The organism is Paraburkholderia sp. GAS348, assembly GCF_050434205.1.
In the GTDB taxonomy this organism is placed as follows: Bacteria; Pseudomonadota; Gammaproteobacteria; order Burkholderiales; family Burkholderiaceae; genus Paraburkholderia.
The window spans coordinates 191,143-206,345 of record NZ_JBNPVT010000012.1 but is presented as its reverse complement, the minus strand read 5'-3'; the positions used below and the strand labels follow the sequence as shown (position 1 = coordinate 206,345).

General features: G+C 62.4%; 16 protein-coding genes and 1 tRNA gene. 10 read left to right on the top strand and 7 right to left on the bottom strand.

The annotated features are described in order from the left end of the window. Window positions 1-183: 183 nt before the first annotated feature. The 6 genes from P3T22_RS21095 (at window position 184) to P3T22_RS21070 (ending at window position 5,013) form a co-directional block, all read left to right on the top strand. The gene (locus tag P3T22_RS21095; RefSeq protein ID WP_429326001.1) at window positions 184-1,026 is read left to right on the top strand and encodes a DUF1223 domain-containing protein; all 843 of its coding nucleotides are present in this window, start codon (window positions 184-186) and stop codon (window positions 1,024-1,026) included. A gap of 45 nt (window positions 1,027-1,071) precedes the next feature. Next, a complete protein-coding gene (locus P3T22_RS21090) occupies window positions 1,072-1,710 on the top strand; it encodes a cytochrome b/b6 domain-containing protein (RefSeq protein WP_063496686.1) in 639 nt (212 codons plus the stop codon). 42 nt (window positions 1,711-1,752) lie between these two features. Further along, window positions 1,753-2,556, top strand: coding sequence for a molybdopterin-dependent oxidoreductase (locus tag P3T22_RS21085; protein WP_063496685.1), 804 nt, complete (start codon window positions 1,753-1,755; stop codon window positions 2,554-2,556). A gap of 124 nt (window positions 2,557-2,680) precedes the next feature. Next, window positions 2,681-2,929: a pentapeptide MXKDX repeat protein gene (locus P3T22_RS21080; RefSeq protein ID WP_063496684.1), complete on the top strand. Its 249-nt coding sequence runs from the start codon at window positions 2,681-2,683 to the stop codon at window positions 2,927-2,929. 364 nt (window positions 2,930-3,293) lie between these two features. Beyond that, window positions 3,294-4,223: an EamA family transporter gene (locus P3T22_RS21075; RefSeq protein WP_429326000.1), complete on the top strand. Its 930-nt coding sequence runs from the start codon at window positions 3,294-3,296 to the stop codon at window positions 4,221-4,223. A 217-nt stretch (window positions 4,224-4,440) separates the two neighbouring features. Further along, window positions 4,441-5,013 (top strand): ferritin-like domain-containing protein, encoded by a 573-nt coding sequence (locus tag P3T22_RS21070; RefSeq protein WP_063496682.1) that lies wholly within the window; start codon window positions 4,441-4,443, stop codon window positions 5,011-5,013. 291 nt (window positions 5,014-5,304) lie between these two features. Here P3T22_RS21070 and P3T22_RS21065 read toward each other — a convergent pair whose 3' ends face one another. Further along, complete coding sequence (locus P3T22_RS21065) at window positions 5,305-6,507, bottom strand: MFS transporter (protein ID WP_063496681.1); 1,203 nt, start codon at window positions 6,505-6,507, stop codon at window positions 5,305-5,307. 260 nt (window positions 6,508-6,767) lie between these two features. Between P3T22_RS21065 and P3T22_RS21060 the strand changes: the two genes are divergently transcribed. After that, complete coding sequence (locus P3T22_RS21060) at window positions 6,768-7,253, top strand: DUF2569 domain-containing protein (protein WP_429325999.1); 486 nt, start codon at window positions 6,768-6,770, stop codon at window positions 7,251-7,253. Window positions 7,254-7,271: 18 nt separating this feature from the next. On the opposite strand, the gene P3T22_RS21055 is transcribed toward P3T22_RS21060, so the two are convergent. The 6 genes from P3T22_RS21055 to P3T22_RS21030 all read right to left on the bottom strand — a co-directional run bounded on the left by P3T22_RS21055 (window position 7,272) and on the right by P3T22_RS21030 (window position 13,254). Continuing rightward, window positions 7,272-8,099 carry a phosphodiesterase gene (locus P3T22_RS21055; protein ID WP_429325998.1) on the bottom strand — a complete coding sequence of 276 codons (828 nt, stop codon included), beginning with the start codon at window positions 8,097-8,099 and terminating at the stop codon, window positions 7,272-7,274. Between the two features lie 46 nt (window positions 8,100-8,145). Continuing rightward, the gene (locus P3T22_RS21050; protein WP_429325997.1) at window positions 8,146-9,192 is read right to left on the bottom strand and encodes an ABC transporter ATP-binding protein; all 1,047 of its coding nucleotides are present in this window, start codon (window positions 9,190-9,192) and stop codon (window positions 8,146-8,148) included. Further along, on the bottom strand, window positions 9,189-10,103 hold the full coding sequence (locus tag P3T22_RS21045; RefSeq protein ID WP_063498010.1) for an ABC transporter permease: 915 nt from the start codon (window positions 10,101-10,103) through the stop codon (window positions 9,189-9,191). Before P3T22_RS21045 ends, P3T22_RS21050 begins: the two co-directional genes overlap by 4 nt. Before the next feature lie 32 nt (window positions 10,104-10,135). Continuing rightward, window positions 10,136-10,960, bottom strand: a complete 825-nt coding sequence (locus tag P3T22_RS21040) for an ABC transporter permease (RefSeq protein WP_429325996.1) — start codon at window positions 10,958-10,960, stop codon at window positions 10,136-10,138. Then, entirely contained in the window at window positions 10,957-12,036 is a 1,080-nt protein-coding gene (locus tag P3T22_RS21035; RefSeq protein WP_429325995.1) for an ABC transporter substrate-binding protein, read from the bottom strand. Before P3T22_RS21035 ends, P3T22_RS21040 begins: the two co-directional genes overlap by 4 nt. Window positions 12,037-12,198: 162 nt before the next feature. After that, entirely contained in the window at window positions 12,199-13,254 is a 1,056-nt protein-coding gene (locus P3T22_RS21030; RefSeq protein WP_063496675.1) for a LacI family DNA-binding transcriptional regulator, read from the bottom strand. Window positions 13,255-13,436: 182 nt separating this feature from the next. Between P3T22_RS21030 and P3T22_RS21025 the strand changes: the two genes are divergently transcribed. The 3 genes from P3T22_RS21025 to P3T22_RS21015 all read left to right on the top strand — a co-directional run bounded on the left by P3T22_RS21025 (window position 13,437) and on the right by P3T22_RS21015 (window position 15,181). After that, window positions 13,437-13,521 (top strand) — tRNA-Leu (locus P3T22_RS21025). Window positions 13,522-13,948: 427 nt separating this feature from the next. Beyond that, window positions 13,949-14,593, top strand: a complete 645-nt coding sequence (locus P3T22_RS21020) for a hypothetical protein (protein ID WP_429325994.1) — start codon at window positions 13,949-13,951, stop codon at window positions 14,591-14,593. A gap of 84 nt (window positions 14,594-14,677) precedes the next feature. Then, on the top strand, window positions 14,678-15,181 hold the full coding sequence (locus tag P3T22_RS21015; RefSeq protein ID WP_429325993.1) for a YgjP-like metallopeptidase domain-containing protein: 504 nt from the start codon (window positions 14,678-14,680) through the stop codon (window positions 15,179-15,181). Window positions 15,182-15,203 lie beyond the last annotated feature (22 nt).

The following is a 15,203-nucleotide window of genomic DNA, read 5'->3' as shown; positions in this document are numbered from 1 at the left end:
GCGAACCGGTAATTCAGCGGGAAATCGCACGCGCAAGCCTCCTGAACATAGCTTCGGTCCTCATGACGGGGCGCTTTTCAACAGCCTGCTAGGCGAACATCCCAAGCCAGAATAAAAATCAGAATAGGCTGTCATAAGTGACCTCGTGGTCCGACAAACGTGCAGATCCTGATGGAGCACGCCATGCAAACCGCACGAACCCGCTACGCGAACCGGTATGCCACCCGCTACCTCACCCGCGTAATCGCGCTGGCCGTAGCGCTCGCGATCCTCTCGGCCAGCGGTCTGGCAAGCGCAGCCGCTGCCGTATGCGCGTCGCACAGCCCATCCCACCGCGTAGCGCTAGTAGAGCTGTACAGCAGCGAAGGCTGCAGCAGTTGCCCGCCCGCCGACAACTGGCTGAGCCAGTGGAAAAACAGCGGCGCAACCCAAAGCATCGTGCCGTTGGCCCTGCATGTGGACTACTGGAATAGCCTCGGCTGGACCGACCGTTTCTCGCAGCATCGCTTTACCGAACGTCAGCAAACCCTCACCGACCTCTCCGGCGGCCACACCATCTACACGCCTGAGGTCTTCGTATCGGGCCGCGAACTGCGCAGCTGGTCGCAACGCGACAGTTTTCAGAGCCGTGTCGGCCAGGTCGTCGCCGAACCCGCTCGGGCGAACGTGGCGCTTGAACTGAAACACGAGGCGAAGGGTGCCTTCAATGTCGATGCGCAATTCACCAGCAAGGCGGCGGACGCAACGGGCTTACTGAATGCCTACGTCGCGGTCTACCAGAACGCGTTGAACTCGCAGGTCAGAGCCGGGGAAAACAGCGGCGCAATGCTGCATCACGAACGCGTCGTGCGGCAATGGATCGGCCCGGTGCCGCTCGTTGCCGGTAACGCGCAAATCCGCCGCGATATCCGCATCGACGATGCCGATGCCAACGCGCCGGCTGACACCTTCGGCGTCGTCGCTTTCGTCGAAAACGCCGCGACCGGCGAGGTGTTGCAAGTGGGCGAACTGGCCGCCTGCAATTGATCGCGCGACGCCCCCCGCAGCGCCCCCATTCAATCGGAGATTCTCATGGCAACGCCTCATGCTCTCAGCGAAACCGCTCCGCCCGCCACGCCGAAGAGCGGCACGATTCATCCGGTGTGGGTGCGCGTCACGCATTGGCTCAACGCACTCGCAGCCATCCTGATGATGCTGTCCGGCTGGCGCATCTACGACGCGTCGCCGATCTTCAAAAGCTTTACGTTCCCCACGGCGATCACGCTCGGCGGCTGGCTCGGCGGCGCGCTGCAATGGCACTTCGCGGCGATGTGGCTGCTGGTCTTCAACGGCCTGCTGTATCTCGCCCTGAACCTGATCAGCGGGCGCTTCGTGCGCAAGTTTCTGCCCCTCTCGCCGCGCGCCGTGCTGCACGACTTCGTCGCCGCGCTGACCGGCAAGCTCTCGCACGCCGATCTGCGCGTCTACAACGCGGTGCAGAAATTCGCTTACGTGTTCGTCGTCTGCGATCTGATCGTGCTGGTGCTCTCGGGCCTCGCGATCTGGAAATCCGTGCAGTTTCCGCTGCTGCGCGAGTTGATGGGCGGCTACGACAACGCACGCGTCGTCCATTTCTGCGCCATGTCACTGATGGCAGCGTTCATCGCCGTGCATCTGGTGATGGTGGCCCTCGTGCCGCGTTCGCTGCTGGCGATGCTGCGCGGACGCTAAACCGCTGATCCACGGAAACGCAAAGCTTAAGGACATCGAATCATGACCACGCCCGATACACAACCCGGTCGAAAGCTCGCCCCTAGGCCTGACAATCAGCTTGACCGCGAATCGATCCTGATCGATGCACGGCGCGAACTCGCGATGCCGTCGCGGCGCCTGTTCGGCAAGCGGCTCCTGACGCTCGGCGGCCTGTCGATGCTGACCGGCTGCTCGCTCACCGACAACGATTCGGTCAACGCATTCCTGACGGCCGTATCGCGTCTGAACGACCGCGCGCAGGCCGCACTGTTCGATCCGAAACAACTCGCGCCGACCTACACCGAAGCGCAGATCACGCGGCCGTTTCCATTCAATGCGTTCTACGGCATCGAGGACGTGCCCGATGTCGACGCCTCCGACTACAAGCTGAAGATCAGCGGCCTCGTCACCGGTCAGCGTGTCTGGACCTTGCCCGAGTTGTACGCGCTGCCGCATGCCGAGCAGATCACGCGGCACATCTGCGTGGAAGGGTGGAGCGCGATTGGCCGCTGGGGTGGCACGCCGTTTGCCGATTTTCTGCGGCGCATCGGCGCGGACACGAGCGCGAAGTACGTCGGCTTCAAATGCGCCGACGACTACTACGAAAGCATCGACATGCCGACCGCGCTGCATCCGCAAACGCTGCTCACGTTCTCGTACGACGGCGAGCGCCTGCCCGCGAAATACGGCTTTCCGATGAAGCTGCGCATGCCGACCAAGCTCGGCTACAAGAATCCGAAGCACATCGTCGAGATGTTCGTCACCAACACGTTCCCCGGCGGCTATTGGGTCGACCAGGGCTACAACTGGTTCGGAGGCTCCTGACGCGCGCGGGTCGGCGCTTGCACAGACGAATGCGCGACCCCGGGCGGCAGAAGCTTCGGAAATACCCCGGCATCACCTGGAAGCCGGTTTAGATTCACCATCCATAACGAAACGGAGTCATCCCATGAAAAAGTTCGCAATCGCAGCAATGGCCGTCGCCCTCCTGACCAGCGGCGGCGCCGCGTTCGCTCAGGCAAGCGGCGCAATGTCCAACGATGCGATGTCGAAGGACACGATGTCGAAGGATTCGATGTCCAAAGACACCATGTCGAAGGACAGCATGAAGAAGGACACGATGAAGCACGACAAGATGAAAAAGGGCAACGACGCGACGGGCATGAAGCACGAAGCGTCGGGCGCGATGGCCAACTGAACGTGGCCGGCGATGCCGCTTGCATAGCTTGAGCGCCGGAATCACGGGCGGCTCAAAAGCCGGGGGACGTCCCCGGCTTTTTGTTGCAAGCACGCAAAAAAGTTACGATTCTTTCAATCGATGCGGTGGGCGCTTACTGCATAATGCGGTGCGCGCCGAACATTTGGCGCGTGTCAGCCGCGGATCGATTCCGATCGACCGCCGCGGCGTTGTGGCCCCATTGGCCATCTATCGTCTTTCCGTTCCACCGACATGTCCGCCAGCCTCGCCCGTCAGACCGCATCGCCGATGCGGTGTCCGCCATCCCGCCACAGGGTCTTCAGCGGGGGCGCAGCACCTCGAGCGGCATGGGCGGATTGAACGCATGTCGCCGCAACTCCCAAGCCGTTTTTCGCGTGGTTTCCCGATCCGTTTGCCGCAGTCCCGCAATGGGCAGATCGCGCTCGCGCTCGCGGTCGTTTATCTCGTGTGGGGCTCGACATATCTCGCCGTGCACGTCGCGCTCGGTTCGTTTCCGCCCTTGCTGCTCTCAGGTCTGCGCAATCTGTTTGCCGGGGTAGGGCTCTTCATCTTTGCGGCGCGCCGCAATCCGGTCTGGCCGAGCGCGGGTGAAATCCGCAACGCCGGCCTTGTCGGCACGATGCTGGTCGGCTTGTCGAGCGGCATGCTCGCCTACGGCATGCGCACCGTCGGCACCGGCACCGCGGCCGTGATGGTTGCGACCGTGCCGCTGTTCGCGACGGTGATCGCGGCGGTGGCGGGGCGCAAGATCGGCAGAGGCGAGTGGTTCGCGGTTGGCCTCGGACTGGTGGGCATCGCGATCCTGAGTCACGGCGACAGCGCGCCGGGATCGGCGGGCGGCAGCCTGGCGATTCTGTGCGGTGCGCTTTTCTGGGCAGGCGGCGCGCATCTGGCCGGACGGCTGAAGTTGCCGTCGGACCTGTTTCTATCGACGTCGTTGCAGATTGGCCTCGGTGGCGCGATGTCGACGATGGTCGCCTGGGTCTCGGGCGAGCGGATGATGGAAGTGCATTTTCTGCCGGTGCTGGCCTTCGTCTACCTGATGCTGATCGGGACGATGACCGCCTATGTCGCGTACGGCTTTCTGATCCGGCATACGAGTCCGATCATCGCCAGCAGTTGCATGTACGTGAATCCGGTGGTTGCGGTGGCGCTCGGTGCGGTGTTGCTCGGCGAGCCGGTTACGCATTCGACGGTGATCGCGACGATCGTGATTCTGGCCAGCGTAGGGTTGTCTTTCTGGTTCGATTACCGGAAGAAGGGGCTCGCCTGAAGAGCGGCGGTGGCTTGCTGTCGGCTGCCGGTCGCACGCTTGAGTTTCTCCGCGAGGTCCGGTTCGCCTCAGGGTCTCTTTACGCGGATACCAACAAGGAGAGTCGCCAGCTCGGTGTATTCCGAACGTAGACGAATACGCCGTCCTTACGCCGGCGTATCAGGCGCGATTCGTGCGGGATACGCAATTCCCCAACACTCGATAAAGGAGAATTTCAATGGCGAAGTCTTCTGGCACCCAAGGCGCAGCATCTCAATTCAGCGATTCGTTCGTGATGGACATCAAAAAGATCCGCGACGACGCGCGTAAGCACATGTCGGATGGTCCGGTCACGCAAAGCTATGGTGCGGATCGTGACACGGTGCTGAAACTGCTCAACGACTCTCTGGCCACCGAGATCGTCTGCGTGTTGCGCTATAAACGACATCATTTCATGGCCAAGGGCATCAACTCCGAGGCGGTGGCTGCCGAGTTCGCGGAGCATGCGGCGGAAGAACAGGAGCACGCCGACCGCATCGCCGAGCGTATCGTGCAACTTGGCGGCGAGCCGGATTTTGCACCGGATGGTCTGACGACGCGTTCGCATTCGGAATACAAGGAGGGCGGCAATCTGACGGACATGATTCGCGAAAACCTGGTCGCCGAGCGTATTGCGATCGATACGTATCGTGAGATCGTGCGTTATCTCGGCGAGAAGGATGTGACGACGCGCCGTCTGTTCGAAGAAATCCTCGCTGTCGAAGAAGAGCATGCCGACGACATGGCCGATCTGCTCGAGGGCCGCGAGTAACCCGGTCGAAAAGCGGACGTTGAAAGCCAGGGGGCGAGAGGCGCCGGTTGGCCGCAACGCGAATGGCCGCTTGCGCTGCCGCGCTTGTTCGGGTGGAGATTGCCGGTGCTGGCGGGTCTGGATGGTTTCCCGCGCCGGCAATCTCTGCAACTTTTACCGCTGTGGTTCTGCATCTTCGGCTGAGGCGCTGCCGGAGGTCATTACAAAGTCTGCATTGGAGCAATCCTGTTGCACGGACACCAGACCGATAATTGGCGGTGCGCGTTTTGCTCCAGAACCCCAGCTCATGTATCAGCGTAGACCGGACGTGGCGGGACGCTTCAAATGATTCCACGCCGCCAGCCCGGCAAAACCAACCCCAGCGACACTCACCCCAAGCCACCCAAACGTCGGCCAAACCAAAGCGCCGACCCCCGACCCGACAGCACCACCAATAAAATAAGCCACCATATAAACAGTATTCACGCGACTCCGCGCTTCAGGCTTCAGCGCATAAATCCGCGATTGATTGGAAATCTGTGCAGCCTGCACACCAATATCGAGGATGATCACACCAATCACCAATCCAGCAATACTCTTCGCCGACAAGGCAAAAACAACAAACGAAATCGCCACCAGCGCAATCGACACCGTGATGATCGCCTGCGGTCCGCGTCGGTCGGAAAATTTGCCGGCGAGCGGCGCGGCCATCGCGCCGGCCGCACCGACGATCCCGAATAAGCCGGCGGCCTGCGGCCCAAGATGAAACGGTGCGCCCGCCAGCAATAACGCCAGCACCGACCAGAAAATGCTGAACGCCGCGAACATCGCCGCCCCGGTCAACGACGCTTCACGCAGCGCGCGATGCTCCACCACCAGGTGCCACATCGAGACCAGTAGCTTGCCGTACGGCAACGTCGACGTCGGCCTGCTCTTCGGCAGACGCATGATGATCACCACCGCCAGCACCAGCAGCGCGACGACCGAAGCGCCGAACACCGCGCGCCAGCCGAAGTACTCGCCGACAATGCCCGCCGCAGTCCGTGCCAGCAAAATCCCCAGCAACAGTCCGCTCATCACCGTGCCAACGGCATGGCCACGCTCGGACGCAGGCGCGAGTTCGGCAGCGAACGGCACCGCCTGCTGCGCGATGGTGGCGAGCACCCCGATCGCGAGGCTGGCGGCAATCAATACGGACAACGTCGGCGCCGCCGACGCCAGCACCAGCGCAACGCACATGCCCGCGATCTGCAACAGGATCAGGCGGCGGCGATCGAAGCGGTCGCCGAGCGGCGCCAACAACAGCATTCCGGCTGCATAGCCGAGCTGCGTCATGGCTGGCACCGCGCCGACCCACGACGCGCCGTTCGGAAACGACTGCCGGAAATCGTCGAGCAGAGGCTGGTTGTAATAGATGTTGGCGACTGCCACACCGGCAATCGTCGCGAGCAGAAGCAGCAAGCCGCGCAACGACCGGTCGGCGGAAGCGGGAGTAGAAGCGTCGGATGTGGACATGAGAGGGGACTGTCGATGGACCGGCCCATGCGCGGCCCTCAAGCGTGCCGATCATACCGGAGCAGGAAAGATCGTGCTGACGGTCCCTGATGCGCGCTGCGCTGACAGGCGGACGTAAAGGCAAAGCGGGCGAGAACCAGGCGCCGCGAAACCGCGAACTGGAAGCTGCATTGAAAGCCCTGTGGAAAAAATGAGATGGTCGTTCGGTTTTCGTTCGTAGAATCGGCGCGCGCAATAAGATCCATCACGTGACCGATTTCATGAACACAAGCTCGAAACCCGAAACCCGACGAATCAGCGGCTGGCTGCTCGTCGCCCTGATCTGCCTCGCCGCATGGGCGCTATCAACCGCAGTCGCATTGCGCGATCCACTCAAACTCATGCTCGAATGGGAATTGCTGGCGGTATTCGTGCGCCCTGAAACACACGGCTGGTATCGCACCGTGATCGCGATGGTCGGCTGCGACGTGATCATCGGGTCGTTCATTATTGCCGGCGCAGGCTGGCTCGCGTTGCTCGCGCGGCGTAAATCCGCACGCTTTCCAGTACAGGTGCAGGCATGGCTGTTGGCCATCGTCGTCATGCGAACCATCGCCTATCTGCTCGGCGAGCACATGACCCACGCCATTGGTATCGCCATCGCCATCCCATTCGATGGCTTCATTCAGGCCGTTGTGGCCGCCGCGCTCGGGATACCGTATTTCAGGCTGTCCCGGCGCGTACAGCAAACTTTTGTCGCCGCCTGAAGCGGCGCGGCGGCATCGTCAATCGATCAACTCGCCTTCAGATTCGTAAAACGGATACGGCCCATCGGCTTTGTCGACATACGCATGATGCGTGACGATGCCCGTCGCCGGATCGTAGCGATGCAGCGCATAGGCGGGCGGCTCCATCACGAATGCCGAGGGCGCATCCTCGCGCAGATCGAGTCCGACCTGATGCGCGGGCGCTGGCACCGCCGACGCAATCGTGCCGCCAAACCGCACGAACATCGGCCGATGCACATGGCCGGAGATCACCCGCTCGACGTTCGGATAACGTGCGATCAACGCGGCGAGCTTGTCGGCGGCAACGGGATCGAGCCGCAATTCATCCATGTGCCCGATGCCGCAAACGAACGGCGGATGGTGCAACGCGACCACCGTCGGCTTGCCTCGTGCGGCATCGAGTTGCGTCGCGAGCCACGCGAGACGTGCGTCGCACAAATTGCCGGCGCTTTCGCCCGGCACCATCGAATCGAGTGCGATCACCCGCAGCGGTCCGACATCGACCGCGTATTGCACGAACTCGCCGCCACTGTGCAATTCGGCGCGATCGGGAAATGCCGCGCGCAACGCAGCACGTTCGTCGTGATTGCCCACCATCAGGAAGTAGGGGATCTCGAGCGGTGCGAGCAGGGTTTTGAGGTGCTCGTACTGCTCCGGATCGCCCTGGTCGACGAGGTCGCCGGTCATGATCACAGCGTCGGGGCGCGGCTCCAACGCATTGAGCGCGGCGACAGTGCGCGCGAGATAGGCGCCGGTGTCGACGCGGCGGTAAGCCAGCGCGCCGTGCCGTTTGATATGCAGGTCGCTAATTTGAGCCAGCAGCATGGGGAGGTCCTCTTTTATAGTGCGCTAAAAACACAGCGCTATCTCATTACGATAGCGCAATCAGCGCGTCCTGCACGATCGAAATCCCGACCGGCGTGCCGCGCGCGAGTTCTACGCGGCCCGCGACGTCGATCAGCAAAGCGTCCGGTGCGGCGCCGCCGATCGTCAGCCGGGTGCGCTCGCCGAGAAACGCCGTGCTTTCGATATGGCCGCGCAATTGTGCGTTAGCCGGGTCGGCAAGGGTCGCGTCTTCGGGACGAAAGAAAAATTCGTGTGCCGCGCTTGCGCCCGCGGAGCCTGAGGGCAGCGGTACAGCGCCGCCGGTTGTCGTCAGCAGGCCATCGCGCCGCTCGCCGGCCAGCCGGTTGATCGTGCCGACGAATTGCGCGACCGTGCGATTCGCCGGACGGTAGTAGATGTCGCGCGGCGAACCGATCTGCTCGATGCGCCCGGCGCTCATCACGACGATGCGGTCGCCGAGTTCCATCGCTTCGGCCTGGTCGTGGGTCACGTAGACGGTCGTGATGCCCAGTTCACGCAGCAGCGTATTCATCTCGCTGCGCAAGGTGTCGCGCAAACGCGCGTCGAGCGCGGTGAGCGGTTCATCGAGCAGCAGCACGCGGGGTTGCACGGCGAGTGCGCGCGCCAATGCCACGCGCTGACGCTGGCCGCCCGAAAGCTGATCGATCGGCTTGTCCGCGTGGGCGGTGAGACGCATCATCGCGAGCAATTCGTCGACGCGTTGCCGCGCGGTCTCAGCCGGCACCCGTTTGATCTTCAGTCCGTAGCCGATGTTGCCGCGCACGGTCAGGTTCGGAAACAGCGCGTAGCTTTGGAACACCATGCCGACCTGGCGTTTTTCAATTGGCAGAGCCGTGACGTCTTCGTCGCCGAACGCGATGCAGCCGCCGGCATCGGGTGTTTCGAGGCCCGCGATCATGCGCAGCGTGGTGGTTTTGCCGCAACCGGAGGGGCCGAGCAGGACCAGTGTCTCGCCGGCGCCGATGTGCAGATCGAGCGGTTCGAGCACACGCGTGCCGCGGAACGTTTTCGCGCATTGCGTGAGCGTGATGGGAACGGAGTCGAGTTTCATGGCGTGGACGTCGGTGCAGACTTCGAATGGGAGGCGGCGGTGCGCTTTTTCCCCGCGCTGCGCTGGCCGGTCGCATCGACGCCGAGCCATTGCATCGCGACGAGCAGCGGCATCGTCATGATGAAAAACAGAATCGTGTAGGCGCTGCCGATTTCGATGCGTAGCGACGCATAGGTGTCGGCGAGACCGACCGGCAGCGTCTTGGTGTCGGGCGTGTGCAGCATCCACGTCAGGTTGAATTCGCCGATCGAGAGCGTCAGCACCGCCAGCGCACCGGCGACGATCCCTGGCCGCGCATTCGGCAGCACGATCGTGACGAAGCGTTGAAAGAAGCTCGCGCCGAGGCTCGCCGCGCCTTCTTCGAGCGTGCGCAGGTCGCTGCTCGCGCATACGGCAGCAACCGCGCGCACCATGAACGGCAGCGTGAACACCACATGCCCGACGACGATAAAAGCGACGCTCATGCGAAACATCGTGAAGCCGCCGTAGACCACCAGCAGCGCAAGCGCGGAAGCGAGGCCTGGCAGGGCGATCGGCAGCACCAGAAACTCTTCGATGATGCGCGAGAGCCGCGTCTTGCTGCGCGCCAGCACGTAGCCGGCGGGCACGCCGGTCAGCAGCGTGACCAGCAAGGTCGCCGCGGCCACTTCGAGCGAGAGAAATACCGAGCCGTGATACTGCGTCCACACTTCGCTGAGCCAGCGCAGCGTGAGTCCGCTCGATACGCCTTTGAAGTAGTTGACTGTGAGCCCGGCCATGATCGACATCACGACCGGCACGATCAGAAATGCGCACAGCAGCAGCGTAACGAGCCACTGACCGGCTGCCAGCCAGGTGCGTGACGTGGGCAGCCTGAGGCGCCGCGGGCGCGGCTTGGCAGCCGGCTGAAGGGGAGCACTGATGGAGTTCATCGACGTCTTGCTATCGGGTTTGGACACACCGCTCATGCGCTTGCCGCGACAGCCGAGCCGCTCACGCTGCGAGCGAACGCCAGTACGGCCCATGTGACGATGCCGAGCACGATCGAGAGACCCGCGGCTGTCACCATGTTCGCGTTCAGCGTGAACTCGGTGTAGATGGTCATCGGCAACACGTCGATGTCGGTGGCGAGTGTGAAGGCGGTGCCGAAGGCGCCCATCGCGGTCGCGAAACATACCGCGCCCGCCGAGATCAAGCCCGGCGACAACGCGGGCAACACGATGTCGCGCGTGATACGCCATGGCGATGCGCCGAGCGAACGCGCGGCTTCTTCGAGCGAGGCATCGAGCCTGGTCGCCGACGCCATCACGGTGACGATCACGCGGGGAATCGAGAAGTACAGGTAGCCGAGAAAGAGGCCGCTCATCGAGTAAGCGAACACCCAGCGGTCGCCGGTGAGTTTTAACGACAACGCGCCGATCAAACCCTGGCGTCCGGCGAGCATGATCACCATGAAGCCGACCACGACGCCTGGGAATGCCAATGGAAACGTCAGCAGCGCGAGCAGCGTGCGCTTTAGTGGAAACTCACGGCGCGCCAGCAGCAAACCGGCAATCACTGAAAGCACCAACGTCGCCGCCGTGACCGCTGCGGACAACACGACGGTCGCGCCGAGGCTCGACATGTAGCGTGGATTCGTCAGCATCGCGCGATAGGTTGCGAACGCGTTGCCGTTGCCGCTGATTTGTGCGAGCGCACCCATCGGCAGCAGCCAGAACGCGATGAAAACCGCCAGCGCCGGCGCGATCAATGCGATGCGCCAGCGCAGCGGGAATGTGACATCGTTCAATGCATCACCTGTAGATAGTGCTCTCCGAAGCTCGACTGCTTCCCGGCCATTTTGCCGAAGTCGACCGGCTTGGCGCGGGCATAGTCGCTTGCGGGCAGGAATCGGGCGGCGGTTTCCGGACTCCTTGCGTTCGCGCGCACCGGACGCAGATAGGCATCGGCCCACAGTTTCTGGCCTTCGTCAGACAGCACGAAATCGAGCACCTTCTTGCCGTTCGCTTCATGCGGCGCGCCCTTCACGAGACTCATCACGTATGGCACCGAGATCGTGCCTTCCTTCGGAATCACGAATTCGACGTTGGCGTGATCCTTGTACTTCGCGCGGTAGGCGTCGAAGTCGTAGTCGAGCAGGATTGGGATCTCGCCGGACATCACGCGCGCATAGGCGGTCTGCTTCGGCACGATCGGTGCGTTGGCCTTCAGTTTGCGGAACCAGTCGAGGCCCGGCTCGAAGTTGTCGAGCGTGCCGCCGAGCGCCTGATTCACCGCGACCGCGCCCGCGTAGCCGACAAACGCGCTCGACGGATCGAGGTAGCCGATCATGCCTTTGTACTCAGGCTTCAGGAGATCGGCCCACGAACGCGGGACCGGCTTGCCTTCGAGCGCGTCCTTGTTGACGAAAAAGCCCAGCGTGCCTGAATGGATTGCGAACCAGTAGCCTTGCGGGTCCTTCAGGTTCGCCGGAATGTCGTCCCAGTGCGCGGGCTTATACGGCTGGATGACGCCTTTGTCTTTCGCCTGGAACGCCGACGACACGCCGAGATACACCACGTCCGCGACCGGGCTCTTCTGCTCGGCCATCAGTTGCGCAATCGATTGGCCGGAGTTCTTGTTGTCGAACGGTACACGGATGCCGGTCTTTTGCCGGATCGCCTTGATCTGGCTCGCCCAGTCTGCCCATTCGGGCGGGCAGTTGTAGCAGATCGCGGTTTCGTCGGCATGGGCTGCTTGCGGCGCGAGGGCGGCGAGCGCTGCGGTGACGATCATGCCGGCCGACAACGCGGTGGCTGCCGTGCGGCCGAGGCGGCGGCAGAGCGGCTTGATCGAAGAAGCAACGCGTGTTGATAAGCGGATCACTGCGAGTCTCCTGGTGCGGAAGAGAGCGGGAGGTTCGGGGTTCGGAGTAGATGACGCAAATAGGGTGTTGCCAAGGGATGTTTCCAAACGATCTGTGAAAACCGTTCATAAAAACAGTGTGGGCAAACCGGCCCGGAGCGCGCGTACGTCTTACGCAAGCGACTAAGCAAACGGCTTCTCGGCCGCCGCCGAAGTTTCGTCGTGGTTCGAAATCGCCGCGATGGTGGCGCCTTCGCGCAAGCTGTGGGGCAACGTCAGCGTGAGCGACGTTTCCCCTAGTGTTTCGTAGGTGCCGGTTACGCGGGTCAGCAAACGCCGCCAGGCGGCGCAGCCGATCTCGCGATTCGGCGCGCAGACGCTTGCCAACGGCGGCGACAGCAATTCGCCCATGGCGAGTCCGTCGAAGCCGAGAATCGACATGTCGCGCGGAATCTGCAGGCGCGCACGGCGCAGGCCGCGCATCACGACCATGGCGAGCAGATCGTTGCTGCAGAAGAGGGCAGTCGGGCGGTTCGGGCCGCTGGTTAGATGAGCGAGCACGGACGGCGACAGTTCGTCGGCGTTGAAATCGACTTCGAGCGCGGGTGCGGGGGTGAGGCCGGCCTGCTGCATCGCCTGCGCGTAGCCGAGATGCCGTTGGCGGGCGCGGTCCGAGGCGGCCAGCGTGCCTGCGAGCATCAGGATGCGGCGATGGCCGTGCGCGATCAGCATGCGTACGCCATCGAACGCGGCGAGGCGGTTGTCGACCGAGACCGACGGACGCCGCACCGTGTCGTTATGCATCAGCACATAGAGCAGGCCGGCGCGGTCGAGCTCGTCGAGCAGCGGATGCGTGTCGGCATCGGCGACGGTCAGGATCAGGCCTTCCACGCGATGTTCACGCAGCGTTTCAATGGCATGGCGTTCGCGGTCGGCATCGTACTGGGTGGTCATCAGCATGAGCCGGTAGCCTTGCGCCGCGGCGAGCTCGTCGATACCTTGCAGGCATTCGGCGAACACGGGATTGGCGATCGTCGGCAGGATCACGCCGATCAGGCGCGTGCGCTCGCCGCGCAACTGCCGGCCTAGCGGGCTGGGGCGGAAATTAAGGGCGTCGATGGCTTGACGCACTTTGTCGAGCGTGACCGGGTTCACGGTATGCGGCGCGTTGATCGCGCGCGAGACAGTGGCGATGGAGAAGCCCGCGTGGGCGGCGACATCTTTGATCGTTGGGGTCATGGTTTCCGCTAGTCATGTAAACGTTTTCGCCAGCGGATTATCGGGAACGTTTGTGACTTGAGGATGACTCCAATTTTTGTCCCTGGCGGGCGAAGGTGAGGGTGGAGCGCGGCGGGATTGTGGCGGTTTGGTGCGCTCGACCGGCAATGGTAGAATTCGCGTCCACGTGCGGTCGTACCCCTGCCGGGGTGATGAAATTGGTAAACATAGCGGACTTAAAATCCGCCGCCTTACGGCTTGCCGGTTCAAGTCCGGTCCCCGGCACCACCCGCCCAGCAAAGGATTCGCGATTTTGCTTATTCCCGGCGAATCTGTGCGGTATGGGCTTTTTTGCCTTAAACCGGATTTCCCCTCTTCTGCCCGATCTTGCCAACGGCCGCTTAGGCCTGCCGATATGGTCGGCGCTCGCCCACATGTAGCCGACGAACCTGGTCGACCACGCATGCAAGTCGTTAGCGTCCTGTTCGGCATATTCGGGTGCCCACTTCTTGAGAGTCAACATTCTTTTCCTGCCATCCTTCCAGGTCGAACCTTTGTCCGTCACTTGGGCCTGCACGTAGTCGTCTATCGTGACGGATGGCCGCGTTGACAGGCCACATCGGCCCTCGGCGGCGAAGAGGCCGACAGAGATACCCCAAGCTCACGATTAATGTAAATTGATTGTTTTTGAGCATGCCTTTTGGCGGAGAGATCCATGAAGAACGGAAAACCGAAACGAACGCGTCGCGATGCAGACGGTCTTTTCCCCGACCTGCAGCAAAGCGATGCCCATTCGGCTAGCCGGCCCGATAACCCGTTCGGCGAAGAAACAGCCCGAACAACCGCTAGACGTGAGCGTGACGAAGCATCGCTCTGGAAAGACAATCTCGTTACCTTGCCTGCAGCGATCGAGTTGCCTCCGGGGTATGAGTCGGTGTCGCAGGTGCGCGAGTCGATGGAGCGGGCCTGGCGTATGAAATGGGTCCGTGAAAGCGGCAATGAGGTTGTCGCGGAATTTCCCGAGGGTTGGGCTGCGATTCGGCCGGCCAGCGGTGCGGTGGAGTTGCGGGACGCGAGCGGCGTGGTTCGGGCTGTGTACGGCTGGGCAGGGGATGCTGAAGTGAGACTGCTGCCGCGGTATCGGGTCGAATCGCAGGAGAACAGTTCGAGCGGTCTCGGCAGTCTGCTTGTCCGTGATCGCGAGAACGGACAGATTCTCGAGAGGTCGTCGACGTGGTCTGCTCAGACCGGGACTAACCACCCCGATTGGGCCCGACTGTCAGCTTGGCTCGACAAGCAGTATCCGCTTCATCGGGATCCGCTGCGGCTCTGGACGGATTGCGAAGCCAATCGCAGTTAGTTCGGCTCAACGCGAATCCGCATCCCGCTGCCTTTGCAGCGAGGCATGCGGCCCGTGCCGTCGCCACTCGCAAATAACCCCACCATGCAACACCTGAAATACCTGACCGGCTACCCTGCACATCTGCAAGAGAAGGTGAAAAACCTGATAGCCGACGAGCAACTAGGCCCTTACCTCGCGAAGCGGTACCCCGGCACGCACGCAGTGCAAACAGACCGGGCGCTATACGAATACTGCGCGGAGTTGAAGCGCGAACACCTGCGTAACGGCGCGCAAATCGACAAGGTCGCCTACGACAGCAAGCTCGACGTCGTGCGCCATGCGCTCGGGCTTCACACCAGCATTTCGCGTGTGCAAGGCGGCAAACTGAAGGCGAAAAAAGAAATCCGCGTCGCCTCGCTATTCAAGGATGCCGCGCCGGAATTCCTGAAAATGATCGTCGTGCATGAACTTGCTCATCTGAAGGAAAGCGACCATAACAAGGCGTTCTACCGCCTCTGCGAGTTCATGCAACCAGGCTACCACCAGATTGAATTCGATCTGCGCTTGTATCTCACGTACCGCGATCTGAAGAAAGATCAGACCTGAACGTCGAGCCTGGAGATTCACG

Excerpts from the sequence above, each read along its gene's own strand:
- P3T22_RS21095 (WP_429326001.1), top strand. The coding sequence starts at position 184 with ATGCAAACCGCACGAACCCGCTACGCGAACCGGTATGCCACCCGCTAC.
- P3T22_RS21090 (WP_063496686.1), top strand. The coding sequence starts at position 1,072 with ATGGCAACGCCTCATGCTCTCAGCGAAACCGCTCCGCCCGCCACGCCG.
- P3T22_RS21085 (WP_063496685.1), top strand. The coding sequence starts at position 1,753 with ATGACCACGCCCGATACACAACCCGGTCGAAAGCTCGCCCCTAGGCCT.
- P3T22_RS21080 (WP_063496684.1), top strand. The coding sequence starts at position 2,681 with ATGAAAAAGTTCGCAATCGCAGCAATGGCCGTCGCCCTCCTGACCAGC.
- P3T22_RS21075 (WP_429326000.1), top strand. The coding sequence starts at position 3,294 with ATGTCGCCGCAACTCCCAAGCCGTTTTTCGCGTGGTTTCCCGATCCGT.
- P3T22_RS21070 (WP_063496682.1), top strand. The coding sequence starts at position 4,441 with ATGGCGAAGTCTTCTGGCACCCAAGGCGCAGCATCTCAATTCAGCGAT.
- P3T22_RS21065 (WP_063496681.1), bottom strand. The coding sequence starts at position 6,507 with ATGTCCACATCCGACGCTTCTACTCCCGCTTCCGCCGACCGGTCGTTG.
- P3T22_RS21060 (WP_429325999.1), top strand. The coding sequence starts at position 6,768 with ATGAACACAAGCTCGAAACCCGAAACCCGACGAATCAGCGGCTGGCTG.
- P3T22_RS21055 (WP_429325998.1), bottom strand. The coding sequence starts at position 8,099 with ATGCTGCTGGCTCAAATTAGCGACCTGCATATCAAACGGCACGGCGCG.
- P3T22_RS21050 (WP_429325997.1), bottom strand. The coding sequence starts at position 9,192 with ATGAAACTCGACTCCGTTCCCATCACGCTCACGCAATGCGCGAAAACG.
- P3T22_RS21045 (WP_063498010.1), bottom strand. The coding sequence starts at position 10,103 with ATGAACTCCATCAGTGCTCCCCTTCAGCCGGCTGCCAAGCCGCGCCCG.
- P3T22_RS21030 (WP_063496675.1), bottom strand. The coding sequence starts at position 13,254 with ATGACCCCAACGATCAAAGATGTCGCCGCCCACGCGGGCTTCTCCATC.
- P3T22_RS21020 (WP_429325994.1), top strand. The coding sequence starts at position 13,949 with ATGAAGAACGGAAAACCGAAACGAACGCGTCGCGATGCAGACGGTCTT.
- P3T22_RS21015 (WP_429325993.1), top strand. The coding sequence starts at position 14,678 with ATGCAACACCTGAAATACCTGACCGGCTACCCTGCACATCTGCAAGAG.